Source organism: Roseicyclus amphidinii (assembly GCF_030163755.1).
Lineage (GTDB): Bacteria > Pseudomonadota > Alphaproteobacteria > Rhodobacterales > Rhodobacteraceae > Roseicyclus > Roseicyclus amphidinii.
Genome location: NZ_JASJOE010000002.1, coordinates 1 through 13,204, shown reverse-complemented (window position 1 = coordinate 13,204; position 13,204 = coordinate 1). Strand labels below are relative to the sequence as shown.

Here is a 13,204-nt window from a genome sequence, read left to right as displayed (position 1 = left end):
CCGGGCTCTCAGCGATGCTCGCACGGCGTGGTATTCGTATCTACTGCCCGTGGCGGGCCGCCCTGCCCAAGAGCGAGGAGATATCCGAGCGGGACGCTCTCTTGAACGCCACCTATCAGGGAAATGATCGCCAGCAACTCAATCGCTCGGCGTCTGATTACTGCCGCGCCACTTTCGGTGTTTGGGCATGACCGCCGACAAACGCTCCATGAAAGTTCTACTTGTATCACTCGCATTCCCACCGAAACAGGATGCAGAGGTGTTGCAGACCGCGAAGCTGCACAAGTATCTCTCCAGTCTGCCGGGAGTAGAGGTGCATGTGGTAACGAGCAACGAGAGTAGTCGGGTCTCCGCCTTGCTGGCACCAAGATTGCGACTTGAGGAGGGTGTTACCCGGTTTGACCTTTTCTCAAATCGCTATGTCAACCATGCCGTACTCCGGTTCCTGCCGGCCCTTGCCTCGCGCCCGGATCTCAAGCGCGCTGCCGTCGCCCGGTCGCAAGAGATCTGCGCTGTATTGCCTTGGCGGCCAGATATTATCCTCTCACGGTCTTATCCGATATCTTCAGCGCTGCTCGGCCAAGCAATCGCCGAAAAATTGGACGTGCCGTGGATCATGCAATTGAGCGACCCATGGTCGCTATCTCCACTCCATCCGCGTGGATATGATCTTGAATGGAACAGGGTGCGTGAACACGAGGCTATCGCACGTGCTGACCGCGTGACATTTACTTCAATTCGAACGTTGAAAAATTACGCGAGCCTTTATCCGACTGCAGTGAGTCGTTTTCGCTACTTTCCAAATACATACGATCCGGAACATAACACGCCAAATCCTTGGCGGCGCGGCGACAAGTTTCGTTTGGTCTATACCGGGACGCTAGGTGGCAGTCGCCATCCAGAAATATTCTTTTCTGCAATCGACGCTTTTCTAGAACGTGTCCCACAGGCACGCGGATCAATTGTTTTCACAATCGCTGGTCACGCTGATCGTGAAGTTCGTGCCTATTTTGCAAAATGTGCCGACTACCTTGACTGGAAAGGTCCCGTTGACTTCGACACAGCGATGGGATTGATCCGAAGTGCGGATGTTCTGTCCCTTATCGATAACAGCATGGAGCGGGCAGCAGGAACTGCGAAAAGCGCCGAAGGTTATGAATTCTTCCCTTCCAAGTTGCTGGATTACATGTTGGGCCAAAGACCCATTCTCGGAGTCAGTCCAACGGGTAGTATCGCTCAAGAATTGATCGAATCTCTTGAGCTTGGCCTATGCTTTGACCACTCGGACGTTGCGGGTTTATCAAAAGGCATTGAGCAGAAATGGAAAGAATGGCAGTCGGGAGACCCGGTGCATTTTGAGCGAAATGCAGACGATGACACCTATGATGCAAGGGCGGCTGCAAACCGCCTTTACAGGGAAATGGAGAGTATTCTGGATGACGCTTAAAGCGGCAATTATTGCGGGTACCCGCCCTGAAGCCATCAAGTTGATACCGGTTCACGCTGCTTTTTCAATGCATCCGGAGATAACCCCAACCCTGATTGCAACCGGACAGCACCGGGAGATGCTGAAATCTGTTTTTATGGCATTTGGTGTCGAGCCTGACCTTTCTCTTGATGTCATGTTGCCGAACGACCGGCTTTCCAACCTATTTGGCCGCATCATGCATGTGCTTGACGCTCAGTTCATGGAGCAAAAATATGATGTGGTCATTGTGCAGGGCGATACATCTACCGCTCTTGCGGGCGCATTGGCGGCCCATTACCACCGTATTCCAGTTGCCCATATTGAGGCAGGTCTACGAACGGGCGATAAATGGGCTCCTTTCCCGGAGGAAAGCCATAGACGAATGATTGGAACCCTGAGCGATTTCCACTTTGCAGCGACGCAAAATGCGGCCATGGCTTTGTTGCGTGAAAATGTGACCACTAATGTGGTCGTGGTTGGAAATACGGTCATCGATGCGCTGCTCATGATGAATAAGCAGATCGACCTTAATCAGTCCAAGTATCAATCGGAATTTCCACAGCTTCGCAACAAGGCAAGGCGTCATGTGCTGGTGACGATGCATCGCCGCGAGAACTTTGGACAGGGTATAGAAGATATTTGCGCAGCGCTACGCATCATTTCTGAGACTTATGAGAATTGCACAATAACGGTTAGTACCCATCTCAACCCGGCCGTTCGTGAAGTCGTCACAGAACGACTTGGAGGGGTGGCCCATGTGCATCTCATGAACCCTCAATCATATGATCGAATGATTTACCTCATGAGGAATTCGTGGGTTATCCTGACCGACTCTGGAGGTTTGCAGGAAGAAGCGCCGAGCCTGAATGTGCCCGTATTGGTCATGCGCGACAAGACGGAGCGTCAGGAAGGTGTTGCCGCAGGCTGTGCACGGCTTGTCGGGACAAACAAGGCACGAATTCTCAGTGACTTTCAGACGCTATGGAGCGACCCGGCAGCCTATCAGGCAATGTGCGACGCGGCCAATCCTTATGGTGACGGCACAGCAGCGCGGCAAATAGCGGATCACCTCGTTCGTTTTTTGCTAAAGTAGCAACAGGTGTGAGCAACTTCGTCGGCCTCTGGTATGCATTGCGTCGGAACCATGTATTATCTTTGACACAAAGGCTGGATGGATGCAGACCCCTAAAAACAAGACTACGCAAATCGCGCTTGGCATAATTGGCAGAGTCGCCACTCTCCCATTCCGGTTTCGCACAAGCAAGGTTGCTCGACCAAATAGTGTTTCTCACCTGTCTTGGGAAAAATATCTGCTGGACAGGTTCGATCACTCGGGCATGAAAATCCTCGAAGTCGGGTCCCGAAACGTCACGGGCACACCCTTCGGGCAAAGGTTCAGGCACGCCGACTACGTCGGGTTCGACATTTACCCCGGCGATAATGTGGATATCGTAGGGGATGCTCACAAGCTCTCAAGCCATTTTGACCCAGATGAGAAATTCGACCTCATATTCTCGTCTGCCGTGTTCGAGCATCTGTGCATGCCGTGGGTGGTAGCCGAGGAAATTCACAAGCTTCTGAAGGTCGGTGGACATGTGTTTGTCGAGACTCACTTCTCTTTCGCGTCCCACGAGCGCCCCTGGAACTTCTTCCAGTTTTCGGACATGGGTCTTCGGGCGTTGTTCAATTCGTCTCTTGGCTTCGAGCTGATCGAGAAGGGAATGAGCAATCCGATTTGTGGGTACTATGGTCACGACGCGGACGACTACATGAAATACCGCCCCCTGACCGAACTATACTGCCACAGTGAAATCCTTTGCAGGAAAGTGCGCGATGTGTCCGACTTCGAATGGCGCAATGCGGATGTCAACTCTATCGTCGATGGCACGTCCTACCCGAAAGGCACGAAGAAGTACAAATTGCCCTGAGCAGATTGTGTTCCGGGGCCGGGCCTCGGTTTCGCCGGACGTCGTTTCCAGAGTGCATCTTGCACGAAGGCGTCGCCCTGCAGCAGCCAATGCCGACCGCGCGTGAAAGGATGCCGGTGAAGCTACACCTCCTCACGCGCTACGATCGGCGCGGCGCCTCGAGCCGGTTGCGGCTCCTCCAGTTCATCGCGCATCTCGAGCAATCCGGCTTCAGGGTCAGCACCGACTGCCTGTTCGACGCGTCATACCTGGATGCGCTCTACGCCGGGCGGCGTGAGCCCGGCGCGATCCTGCGGGCCTACCGCAGTCGTCTTTCCGCGCTGAAATCCGCCCTCGACGCTGACCTGATCTGGCTCGAGAAAGAGGCCCTGCCCTGGGTGCCCGCCGGTCTCGAACACCGGCTGTTTCCCCGCGATGTGCCCGTCGTCTCGGATTTCGACGACGCCGTCTTCCACCGCTACGACAGCCACGCCAACCCGATGGTGCGCGCGCTGCTTGGCCGCAAGATCGCGCGTGTGATGTCGAACTCCACGCTCGTGCTCGCGGGCAACGCCTATCTTGGCGCGTATGCCGAAAGGGCCGGTGCCGACCGGATCGAGATCGTTCCGACCGTCGTCGATGCTGCGGCCTATGACGGCAGCCCGACGCCCGCGGCCCCGCATCCGACCGTCGGCTGGATCGGCACCCCCGGCACCTGGCGCGAGTGTGTCGCGCCCTTCCTCCCCGATATTCTCGATACGCTGCGCCCGTTGCGGTCCCGGATCCTCGCCGTCGGTGCCGGGGCGCTGTCGGCCCAAGACGCGGCCATCGACCTCCGCGATTGGTCCGAAGAGCGTGAGGCCGCCGATATCCGCGACATGGATATCGGCATCATGCCGCTGCCCGACACGCCATGGATGCGGGGCAAATGCGGCTACAAGCTCATTCAATACATGGCCTGCGGCCTGCCTGTTGTCGCCTCACCCGTGGGGGTGAATGCTGACATCGTCACCCATGGCGAGACCGGCTTCCTTGCGTCGACACCGGCGGAGTGGCGCTCCGCGCTAAAGACCTTGATCCACGATCCCGATTTGCGTCTGCGCATGGGGCAAGCCGGTCGCAAAAGGGTGGAGCGCGACTACTCTTTGCAGGTACACGGGCCACGCGTCGCCCGCATGTTTGCGGATTTGGTCCGGCGCGCGGTGTGACGGGTTCGAGGAAGGTGGCCTGAGATGTGCGGGATTGCAGGCATGCTCGGCCTCGGGACCGGGACCGGCACAGCCCCCGATGCCTCGACCCTGCGCCGCATGGCCGATGCCTTGGCCCATCGCGGGCCGGATGCCGAAGGTCTCTGGCGTGACGAGGACGCCGCCATCGGGCTGGCGCACAGGCGGCTTTCCATTCTCGACCTCTCTCCGGCAGGCGCACAACCGATGCAGTCTGCGGATGCGCGGCACGTGATCGTCTTCAATGGCGAGGTCTACAATCACCTCGAGCTTCGCAAGGCGCTCGAGGCCGAGGGCGTAGCCTCCACCTGGCGCGGGCATTCGGACACCGAGACGCTGCTCGCCGCCATCGGCCATTGGGGGCTGGACAAGGCCCTGCAACGCGCCGCTGGCATGTTCGCCCTCGCCCTGTGGGACCGGGAGGCAGGCATCCTGTCGCTGGCCCGTGACCGCACCGGTGAAAAGCCGCTCCACCTGGCGATGCTGGGAGGGGCGGTAGCCTTTGCGTCCGAGCCGCAGGCTTTCCAGGCCATCCCCGCGTTCGATCCCGCGCTCGACCCGCAAGCCTTGCAGGGCTTCGTCGCAACGGCGACCGTCGCCGATGACCGCTGCATCTTCGCATCCGTGCGCAAGGTGCAGCCCGGCACGATCCTCAGCATCGCGGCCGCGGACGGGGCGATGGAGCAGCGGGTCTATTGCGACATGGTCGGTGTCATGGCGACGGGTCTCTCCCATCCCGCCCGCCGCGCGCCCGATGACGAGGCCCGCGTCATCCGCGACATGCGCGCGACCCTCGAAGAGGTCGTCGCCTCGCAGATGATCAGCGATGTGCCGCTGGGCAGTTTCCTGTCCGGCGGCGTCGACTCCTCGCTGGTCACAGCGCTGATGACCGCCGTGTCGGACCGATCGGTCAAGACCTTCACCATCGGTTTCGAGGAAGCGGGCTATGACGAAAGCGCCCATGCCGAGCGCGTGGCCGCGCATCTGGGCACCGATCACACCACCTATCGCCTGACCGAGGCCGACGCGCTCGAGGTCATCCCGCAACTCGGCCGAATCTATGGCGAGCCCTTCGCGGATTCCTCCCAGATCCCCACGGTTCTACTGTGCCGGAACGCGCGGCAGGCGGTGACCGTGGCGCTGACGGGCGACGGCGGCGACGAGATCTTCGGCGGCTATAATCGCCACGTCCTCGGCCCGAAGCTCTGGTCCCGGCTGTCCCGGATGCCCGGCCTCCTGCGGCGTGGCGCGCGGCCCGTGGGGCGCGTCCTGCAGCAGCTCGGTGGCGGCGGCTCGCCGCTTCTGCGCGGGCTGGCCCGCCGGGCAGGCCTGCCTGCCAGCCTGCTCGACAAGAGCGGCCGCCTGGCCGAGATCGCGGCCAGTGCGACCTCGCTGCAGGATGTTTATGCCGGCCTGACACAGATCACCGACGACCCAGCCCGCGTCCTGCGATCCGGCCCCGACAGGGCCGCGACGCGGGCCGAGGACGAGCGGCTGGCCGGGTTCTCGCCCAAGGACTGGATCATGGCGCGCGATACGCTGGGCTATCTGCCGAGCGATATCCTCGTGAAGGTCGACCGGGCCGCCATGCATGCCTCGCTTGAGACGCGGGCCCCATTCCTCGATATCCGCACGATAGAAGCGGCGTGGCGCTTGCCGCCCCGCGCACGCATCCGCGACGGCCGGGGCAAGCAGATCCTGCGCGATATCCTGGATCTGCACGTTCCCCGCGCCCTGATCGACCGCCCGAAACAGGGCTTCGCCATTCCCATCGACCGCTGGCTGCGCGGCGAATTGCGCAGCTGGGCCGAGGGTCTGCTCTCGGTCGAAGAGTTGCAGGGCCAAGGCGTTCTGCAGGTCGCCCCCGTGCGCGAGATCTGGTCCACCCATCTCGCCGGTCGCGGCAATCACGGTCAGCTTCTCTGGGCGCTTCTCATGCTGCAATCCTGGTTGCAGGACGGGGCCGCACGCCCTGCGGAGATGGCGACGTGACCACCTATTACGCCACCTTTGTCGCGCTGCTGATCTCGTCCTATCTGGCGGCGCGGGACCGTCAGGCAAAGCTGGCTCTCTACTGGGCCGGTCTGATCGGCCTCTTCCTGTTCTCGGCCTTCCGCTACCGCGTCGGCTGCGACTGGTGGGGCTATTTCGTCAACTACCGCATCCAGATCCCGAGCTACGAGTTCGCCTTCACGCTCTCCGAACCCGGATACTGGTCGATCATCCGGTTCCTGCAGCAGACGGGCCTGCCCTACGAATACCTGAACATCATCACCTCGGCGATCTTCTTCATCGGCTTCCACGCCCTTGCGCGGCGGCAACCCAACCCGCTGGCCATGCTGGCGCTGGCCTTTCCGATCCTCGTCATCAACATGCCCATGTCGGGCATCCGGCAAGGGGCCGCGATCGGCTTCACCTGCCTTGCCTATGTCGCCTTCATGGATCGGCGTGTCATCCGCTATGTCTTCTGGATCCTCGCAGGCTCGCTCTTTCATTCCAGCGCCCTCGCGTTCCTCGTTTTCGCTCCCTTCGTGCTTGGCGCGTGGACGCGGCGGAACATCATCTTTGCCAGCCTCCTGGCGCTGCCGGGCGTCTACGGCCTGTCCCAGACCGAAGCGGCCGAACTGGCGCAACGTCGCTACATTGAAACCGGAATCGACGCCGCGGGTGCGGTGTTCCGGCTCGGCATCCTCAGCCTCAGCGGCCTGTTCTTCGTCCTCTACATCCGCAAGGCGTGGCAGCGCGAGTTTCCGCAGGACTACAAGATCGCCATCATCGGCGCGTGGCTCATGGTCGGCTTCTTCAGCCTGTTCTTCGTCTCGACGGTGATCGGCGACCGGTTCGGCTATTACCTCATCCCGATCCAGCTCATGATCTTTGCCCGCGTTCCGTATCTGCAGACCCTGAAGAACCGCCAGCTCTGGACGCTTGCGCCCATCGCGGGCTTGACGCTTGTGTTCCTCGTCTGGACGCAGCTCTCTTCGCTGTTCGGACAGTGTTACGTGCCATACCAGATAAGCTTCGACGCGCTCGGGGCGCTTTGACGATACCGCGCCAAGCTTGGCTTCTCGGGGGCGCAGGCTGTTGGTCCCATCATGCTTGGCGTTCAGCTTGCAGAACGTCGCCGGGCCGAGACCATGCCTGCAGCACACCTCAGCCGTCGGCATGCCCGCCTCCGGCGCCTTGAGCATCCCGATGACCTGCGCCTCGGTGAAACGGCTTTTGCTCGGTCGCCTGCTCCTTCGCGGTTGAGCAGACCCAACATCAGACCGAGGGATCTCGGGGGGGGCAGCTCACCCGTCGCTCAGGCCCCCATGATCGGCCTCGCCCCTCGCCGCCAAGTGATCGGAGTTCATGCCGTCGGTGGCCCCCTGGCGGCTGGGTGACCTTGCCTTGCGTCGCAGGGTCTGTCTGGGGCTTTCACCGAACGCGCGGCGATAGGCGCGGGTGAAATTCGCCAGATGGGCGTAGCCGAGATCATGGGCCAGTTGCTTGATCATGGCACCTTCCATCAGCTCGGCGCGCGCAATCTCCATGATGGTCCTGTGCCGGAAACTGCGCAGGGACATCCCGTAGCGCGCCTCGAACATGCGCAGGGCTGCGCGTTGGTCCTGAAGGGTCAGGTCAGGGCCCAGAACCCGCAGCAGTTCGACGGTCGGCTCCCGCGACACGGCATCGTGCAAGCTCCGCGCCCGCTCGAGCGCGAGCGACGTATCGGCGGTGCCGCCGGGATCAGGCAAAAGCAGCGCCGCGAGCGCCTCGAACAGGAATTGAAGGGCAAGCGGCTCGCACCGCGACCGTCCGAAGGCGTCGCCCAGGGCGCTCGCCTGCAGCGCCTGCGCCGTTGAACTCATGGAGCGGGTGACCATCAGTTCGCGTATCGCGTCGACCTCTCCGGGGTGGAACAGATAGTCCAGCAGAACCTCGGGCGGCCCGTCCGGAAATCGGGCAGCAAGATCGCTGCAGGCCATCGAGACGCAGACATGCGACTTCCATCCGCTGTCCTGCGCAACCAGTCGAAATCCCGGCGTGTCGCTTCGGACAAGGCAGGCCGTCCCGGGCACCCATCGGCCGACCGCCCCGTTCCCGAGGCGAAGCTCCATACGCCCCGTCAGGAAGAAGATCGCGCTGACCCGGCAGGTCTGCGGCGTGTCCGGAAAAGTGATCACGCTGCCTTTCGCCATGCCGAAGCCGGACAACACCACCTCGACCCCGCTGGGAAAGTCGATGAGGGCCACACCCGGATCACCTGCGGCACGTTGCGCCGGATCGATCGTCAGAATGGGCCAACCAATGGTTTCGGACATGCGGGCTTCCTTCCGGACGGGCGATTGCCCGATGAAGACGCGATTTCGGCCCCCGGCAATCTTCAGGCCAGACCCGACCGGGGACGTCATCCATGCAAACTGCCGCCATCGCCGGGGAGCTTGCGAGAGAATTGCAGCCCGCAAGGTGATGAATGTCACATGATGATAACTTTGGCGTGTTGGTGACAAGCGGTTCGAATGGCTAGCCAATTCTGAAAGCACTATACCTGAGCGCGAGCGGTGGGGATCATGTGTGTGATCCGAGGTATCTCGGGCTTTACGGGGTAGTGTGTTTGCGGTCGGACGTGGCTGATCTGGTCTGCGCCTCAATGGCAGTCTCCAGCGAGTGTGCGGAGCGTATCGCGCGCCTGTCCGAGGTGGTGGTCTACGGCCCCAACAGCGTGATCTACTTTCAGGAAGACGACACGGAATGCCTGTATCTGGTGGTCACGGGCTACGTGCGTCAGACCTACATCAACGAGAACGGGGTGGTGACGCTGACCTCCGTCGTTCCACGCGGCCACATCTTTGGCGAGGCGGGCCTGCTGGACAGCGGGCCGCATCTCGACACGGCCTTCACCGTCGGCACGACGGAGGTGATGCAGATCACCCGAGGTAGCCTGAAGCAGGTGGTGGACACCCATCCCGAACTGCGCGAGGCGCTCTCGGGGATGGTCTCGCGGCGCTACCGCTCCTACATGGCGATGACCCGCGCGCTCTACCTCCCCAGCCTGTCGCTGCGCCTTGCGCATGTCCTGTTGCAGATCGCCGACGTGCTGGGCAACCAGATCCGCTACCGCGGCGTGATGATCGACTGCATCGGGCCGATCATCACCCAGCAGGATCTGGGCTCGATGGCGCGCGGCACGCGGGAAAACGTCAACAAGACGCTCAGGGGATGGGAAAAGGCGGGGATCCTCGCGCTGGAGGATCGGCACATCCTGCTGACCGACCGGGCCCAGCTTCTGGAGATCGCCCTGAATTCTGACCGTCCCAACGGGGTGGTGACGTTTGACACAAGCACCGCGGTCGGCCTGTCCCATAAATGAGGGGCAAACCGGCGGAGGACCGCGATGATCTTCGGCATGACCGAGCTTGAGGAACGCCTTCGGGCCGAAGACGCCGCGACCGTCAAGGTCGAGGCGCTCAGGCAGCTTGCCGGCATGCGCGACCGGCTCGAGGCCGCGCGCGGCGACGGCCTGTCGCCCGACGACTTTGCCCGAAGCGAACGCCTCGTCATCGCGCTGGCGGCGGCGCGGGCGATACTTGCCCCCTTTCCAGAGACCAAGGAGATCTGACCATGGCCGTCGGCGATACATCGGCACCCGCGCTTTTCACCCTGACCACCCCGGAGCTTCGGACGGACGCGTATACCAACCGTGACGGCTTCGACCTGATCTGGCGGCAGGAATACCTGCAGGAACAGATGACCGCGATCGAGGCGGACATCGCGGACATCGAGCAGAACGCGAACCTCTCGGATACCGAGAAGATGTATGCGATGCAGATGGCCATGAACACCTGGTCGGCCGTCAGCAACCTGCGTACCAACATGCTCAAGGCCGTGTCGGACACGCTCAAGGCCATCGTCCGCAACGTCGCCTGAGCCCGGCACCGTGCTGACCGAGCGCCAGCATGATTTCCTTCTGCTGGCGATCTTCGTGCGGCTTCAGCACGAACGCCACGCCGAGGCCGGCCGCCTTGTCGAAGCTGCACGCAGGCTCGGGGTGAACAGCCCCGAGCTTGCCTTTGCCCGCGCCGTGGTCGAGCATCTGTCCGGCAACCACCGCGCCGCGCTCGAGGCCGCCCGCAGTTGCGAGGTCATCGAACCCGCCGAGATGGGCGCCGACGCCAAGGCGCTCCGCCGCATCCGCATGCGCAACTACATCAAGGCCCGCGCGATCCTGTCGCTGACCGGGGACCTGGACGACGAGGCGCGCTCGGCGCTCGATTTCTACCTGCGCATGGGCCGCCGCCGGGCCGAGCGGGCTAGTTGACCATGCCTGGAAAGGCCTCGAACAGGCCTATGGTGTAATTCACCATCTCGCTTCCCAGGATCGAGGCCATGGCGAACAGCGTGATCGCCACGGCGATCAGCTTGACCGCGAAGGACAGCGTCTGCTCCTGCACCTGCGTCAGCGCCTGCAGAAGGCTGACCACGATCCCCACCAGCGAGGCCACGATGATCGGCGGCATGGACAGGACCATGACGAGGATCATCGCCTCGGAGATCTGGTGGACGGCGTCTTCGGGGGACATCGGGGCCTCGTGGTCAGTTGGCGTAGGTCAGGATCAGGCCGAGGATCAGCCGTGACCAGCCATCGACCATCACGAACAGGAACAGCTTGAACGGAAGCGAGATCGTCAGCGGCGACACCATCATCATCCCCATCGCAAGCAGGATGTTGGACACGACAAGGTCGATGGCGATGAAGGGCAGGTAGAGAAGGAAACCGATCTCGAAGGCCTCGCGCAGCTGTCCGACGACAAAGGCGGGCAGCATGATCGCCAGGTTGTCGGCGGTCGCGCTGTCATGCAGCGACTCGGGCCAGATCTGTTCGGCGGTGGTGATGAAAAAGGCCAGTTCCCGGTCCGAGGTGTGCTGCGCAAGCCAGTTGAGAAGCGGCTCCTTGGCGACGGAATATGTCGCCTGCACGGCCTCGACGCTGTCGAAGCTGAAATCCCCCGCGGTCAGGATGTCGAAGGTTTCGACGAAGACCGGGGCCATGATGTAACCCGACATGATGATCGCCAGCGCGTTCAGCGCCATGTTGGGCGGGATCTGCTGCACGCCCAGCGCGTTGCGGACCAGCAGAAGCACGATCGAGATCTTGATGAAGGCCGTGGCCACCACCGCGAGAAAGGGGATCAGCCCCGCGACGACCAGGGCCAGGATCAGATTGAGCGGATCAACCATGCCCGCCCGTCCCGAAAAGCCGCGAGATGCGCACGGCCGGAAGATCGTCGATCAGGATCAGGCGACCGTCGCCGATCTTGCATCCATTGGCGAGGATATCGACCGCATCCCCCGGCGCGGGCGGATCGACGGCTAGCGGCAGGATTCCACCCGGTGCCAGCTCGCCCAGTTGCGCCAGCGTCATCTGCCCGCGTGCGATGCGGAAATCGATCCGGACGGGGATGTCGCCGGGGCCTTCTGCCTCGGGCATGTCGGGCATTTCGGGCGCGTCATCGGGCGTGTCATCGGACATGAGGGCCTCTATCTTCCATCCGGTTTCCTCCGTGCGGGCCTGCACCACCCGCCCGCCCGCATGGATGCGGCAGAGGGTGGGAACCGGCCCGTTCAGCAGGGCATCGCCGGGGGCGAGCCCCTCGAGCGCGGCCCGGCGCAGGGTCAGGCCGCCGCTCAGCGCCTGCCAGTCGCAATGCACCAGCGCCGCGACCTCGGCGGGGGGAAGCCCCGGCATCGGCCCAAGCCCGCGGATCAGCCCCGCCATTGCGGCGGGCGACCCGCAGACCAGAAGCCGCGCAAGCGCCACCCCGTCGCGCTGCACCGTCATCCGCAGGCGTTGCGCCGGCATCGGGTCGGGACAGGGCTCTTCGGTCAGCGGCGTTTGCAGCTCCAGCGCCCGGGCCAGCATTTCGGCGGCGGCATGGGTCAGTGCGGCGGCGAGGTCTTCGGGCAGGGCCGCAAGGCTCTCCATCCCGAGGGGCGCATCCTGCGGGGCACCCGCCAGCGCCATGAAATCGCAGGCCTCCAGCCGCAGCGACAGCCCCTCGCCGCTCGCAAGCCAGCTGCCGCCCGGCGCGGGATCGGCCAGCGGCTCGAAGACCACGGCCAGCACCCCGTCGCGCAGGCCCAAGGGCTGCCCCTGGCACCGCATGGCCGCGTTCCAGAGCGCCAGGTCGGCCTCCGGTCCCCGTATCGTCAGGGCGGGGTTGGGGGTGGTTCCGTCCATCGTGACTACCTCACCGGACCCAACAGGGGGTTGAAACCGCGCGCACGGTCGGCGCCCTCGACCGGGGCTGGCTCGTCCGGCTCGTAGCCCAGCGTCACGCGACGGTCGGGCAGGCGCTGCAGGAGCGACAGCGACAGGTTCCGCGCCGCTTCGGCGATGGCGCGCGGATCGGGCGGTGCGACGCCCGGCACGCCGTGCAGAAGGATCAGGATCTCGGTGGCCGTAACGGTCACCGTCGCCGATTGCGCGCCGAAGACCGCCCCGTCGAGCGGGATGCGCAGCCCCCCCTCAAGCTGCGGCACAGCGCCTTGCGCGGACCGCCCCACCGCCTCGGCCACGCTCGCCGCCATGCGCTCGAGGCCCGCTGCGGCGGGCGCAT

15 protein-coding genes and 1 pseudogene are annotated in these 13,204 nt (G+C 63.0%); 10 read left to right on the top strand and 6 right to left on the bottom strand.

Features of this window, described 5'->3' with window-relative positions; all coding sequences use genetic code 11:
• The first annotated feature begins 187 nt into the window (after positions 1–187).
• The 6 genes from QQK83_RS01015 (at position 188) to QQK83_RS00990 (ending at position 7,645) form a co-directional block, all read left to right on the top strand.
• Positions 188–1,447, top strand: coding sequence for a glycosyltransferase family protein (locus tag QQK83_RS01015; RefSeq protein ID WP_284260784.1), 1,260 nt, complete (start codon positions 188–190; stop codon positions 1,445–1,447).
• Positions 1,437–2,561, top strand: a complete 1,125-nt coding sequence (gene wecB / locus QQK83_RS01010; RefSeq protein ID WP_284260783.1) for a non-hydrolyzing UDP-N-acetylglucosamine 2-epimerase — start codon at positions 1,437–1,439, stop codon at positions 2,559–2,561. The genes QQK83_RS01015 and wecB overlap by 11 nt, the downstream gene beginning before the upstream one ends.
• A 244-nt stretch (positions 2,562–2,805) precedes the next feature.
• Positions 2,806–3,396 carry a class I SAM-dependent methyltransferase gene (locus tag QQK83_RS01005; protein ID WP_284260781.1) on the top strand — a complete coding sequence of 197 codons (591 nt, stop codon included), beginning with the start codon at positions 2,806–2,808 and terminating at the stop codon, positions 3,394–3,396.
• Between the two features lie 89 nt (positions 3,397–3,485).
• Positions 3,486–4,583: a glycosyltransferase family 4 protein gene (locus QQK83_RS01000; protein ID WP_284260779.1), complete on the top strand. Its 1,098-nt coding sequence runs from the start codon at positions 3,486–3,488 to the stop codon at positions 4,581–4,583.
• A gap of 24 nt (positions 4,584–4,607) precedes the next feature.
• A complete protein-coding gene (asnB, locus tag QQK83_RS00995) occupies positions 4,608–6,593 on the top strand; it encodes an asparagine synthase (glutamine-hydrolyzing) (protein WP_284260777.1) in 1,986 nt (661 codons plus the stop codon).
• Positions 6,590–7,645 (top strand): EpsG family protein, encoded by a 1,056-nt coding sequence (locus tag QQK83_RS00990; protein ID WP_284260775.1) that lies wholly within the window; start codon positions 6,590–6,592, stop codon positions 7,643–7,645. Before asnB ends, QQK83_RS00990 begins: the two co-directional genes overlap by 4 nt.
• A gap of 24 nt (positions 7,646–7,669) precedes the next feature.
• On the opposite strand, the pseudogene QQK83_RS00985 reads toward QQK83_RS00990, so the two are convergent.
• A pseudogene (locus QQK83_RS00985) lies at positions 7,670–7,879 on the bottom strand (transposase); the annotation flags it as partial.
• 15 nt (positions 7,880–7,894) lie between these two features.
• Positions 7,895–9,067, bottom strand: coding sequence for an AraC family transcriptional regulator (locus QQK83_RS00980; RefSeq protein WP_284260773.1), 1,173 nt, complete (start codon positions 9,065–9,067; stop codon positions 7,895–7,897).
• A gap of 170 nt (positions 9,068–9,237) precedes the next feature.
• Here QQK83_RS00980 and QQK83_RS00975 point away from each other — a divergent pair, with 170 nt between their 5' ends.
• From QQK83_RS00975 to QQK83_RS00960, 4 genes are read left to right on the top strand one after another with little or no spacing between them, the layout of a single operon-like run.
• The gene (locus tag QQK83_RS00975) at positions 9,238–9,957 is read left to right on the top strand and encodes a Crp/Fnr family transcriptional regulator (RefSeq protein ID WP_284260771.1); all 720 of its coding nucleotides are present in this window, start codon (positions 9,238–9,240) and stop codon (positions 9,955–9,957) included.
• A 36-nt stretch (positions 9,958–9,993) separates the two neighbouring features.
• Positions 9,994–10,206, top strand: coding sequence for an EscE/YscE/SsaE family type III secretion system needle protein co-chaperone (locus QQK83_RS00970; RefSeq protein WP_284260769.1), 213 nt, complete (start codon positions 9,994–9,996; stop codon positions 10,204–10,206).
• A gap of 2 nt (positions 10,207–10,208) precedes the next feature.
• A complete protein-coding gene (locus QQK83_RS00965) occupies positions 10,209–10,514 on the top strand; it encodes an EscF/YscF/HrpA family type III secretion system needle major subunit (protein WP_284260767.1) in 306 nt (101 codons plus the stop codon).
• A 10-nt stretch (positions 10,515–10,524) separates the two neighbouring features.
• A complete protein-coding gene (locus tag QQK83_RS00960) occupies positions 10,525–10,905 on the top strand; it encodes a hypothetical protein (RefSeq protein WP_284260765.1) in 381 nt (126 codons plus the stop codon).
• Here QQK83_RS00960 and sctS read toward each other — a convergent pair.
• From sctS to QQK83_RS00940, 4 genes are all read right to left on the bottom strand, one after another.
• A complete protein-coding gene (gene sctS / locus QQK83_RS00955; RefSeq protein ID WP_284260763.1) occupies positions 10,898–11,167 on the bottom strand; it encodes a type III secretion system export apparatus subunit SctS in 270 nt (89 codons plus the stop codon). The two genes, QQK83_RS00960 and sctS, sit on opposite strands and share 8 nt — an antisense overlap.
• Positions 11,168–11,180: 13 nt before the next feature.
• Positions 11,181–11,825 (bottom strand): type III secretion system export apparatus subunit SctR, encoded by a 645-nt coding sequence (sctR, locus tag QQK83_RS00950; protein ID WP_284260761.1) that lies wholly within the window; start codon positions 11,823–11,825, stop codon positions 11,181–11,183.
• Entirely contained in the window at positions 11,818–12,825 is a 1,008-nt protein-coding gene (locus QQK83_RS00945; protein WP_284260758.1) for a FliM/FliN family flagellar motor switch protein, read from the bottom strand. Before QQK83_RS00945 ends, sctR begins: the two co-directional genes overlap by 8 nt.
• Before the next feature lie 5 nt (positions 12,826–12,830).
• Positions 12,831–13,204, bottom strand: a 374-nt coding sequence (locus tag QQK83_RS00940) for a hypothetical protein (protein WP_284260756.1), incomplete at its 5' end; no start/stop codon positions are given.

Bases quoted from the DNA above. Each gene is read 5' to 3' on its own strand.
- QQK83_RS01015 (WP_284260784.1), top strand. From the start codon at position 188: ATGACCGCCGACAAACGCTCCATGAAAGTTCTACTTGTATCACTCGCA.
- wecB (WP_284260783.1), top strand. From the start codon at position 1,437: ATGACGCTTAAAGCGGCAATTATTGCGGGTACCCGCCCTGAAGCCATC.
- QQK83_RS01005 (WP_284260781.1), top strand. From the start codon at position 2,806: ATGAAAATCCTCGAAGTCGGGTCCCGAAACGTCACGGGCACACCCTTC.
- QQK83_RS01000 (WP_284260779.1), top strand. From the start codon at position 3,486: ATGCCGACCGCGCGTGAAAGGATGCCGGTGAAGCTACACCTCCTCACG.
- asnB (WP_284260777.1), top strand. From the start codon at position 4,608: ATGTGCGGGATTGCAGGCATGCTCGGCCTCGGGACCGGGACCGGCACA.
- QQK83_RS00975 (WP_284260771.1), top strand. From the start codon at position 9,238: ATGGCAGTCTCCAGCGAGTGTGCGGAGCGTATCGCGCGCCTGTCCGAG.
- QQK83_RS00970 (WP_284260769.1), top strand. From the start codon at position 9,994: ATGACCGAGCTTGAGGAACGCCTTCGGGCCGAAGACGCCGCGACCGTC.
- QQK83_RS00965 (WP_284260767.1), top strand. From the start codon at position 10,209: ATGGCCGTCGGCGATACATCGGCACCCGCGCTTTTCACCCTGACCACC.
- sctS (WP_284260763.1), bottom strand. From the start codon at position 11,167: ATGTCCCCCGAAGACGCCGTCCACCAGATCTCCGAGGCGATGATCCTC.
- sctR (WP_284260761.1), bottom strand. From the start codon at position 11,825: ATGGTTGATCCGCTCAATCTGATCCTGGCCCTGGTCGTCGCGGGGCTG.
- QQK83_RS00945 (WP_284260758.1), bottom strand. From the start codon at position 12,825: ATGGACGGAACCACCCCCAACCCCGCCCTGACGATACGGGGACCGGAG.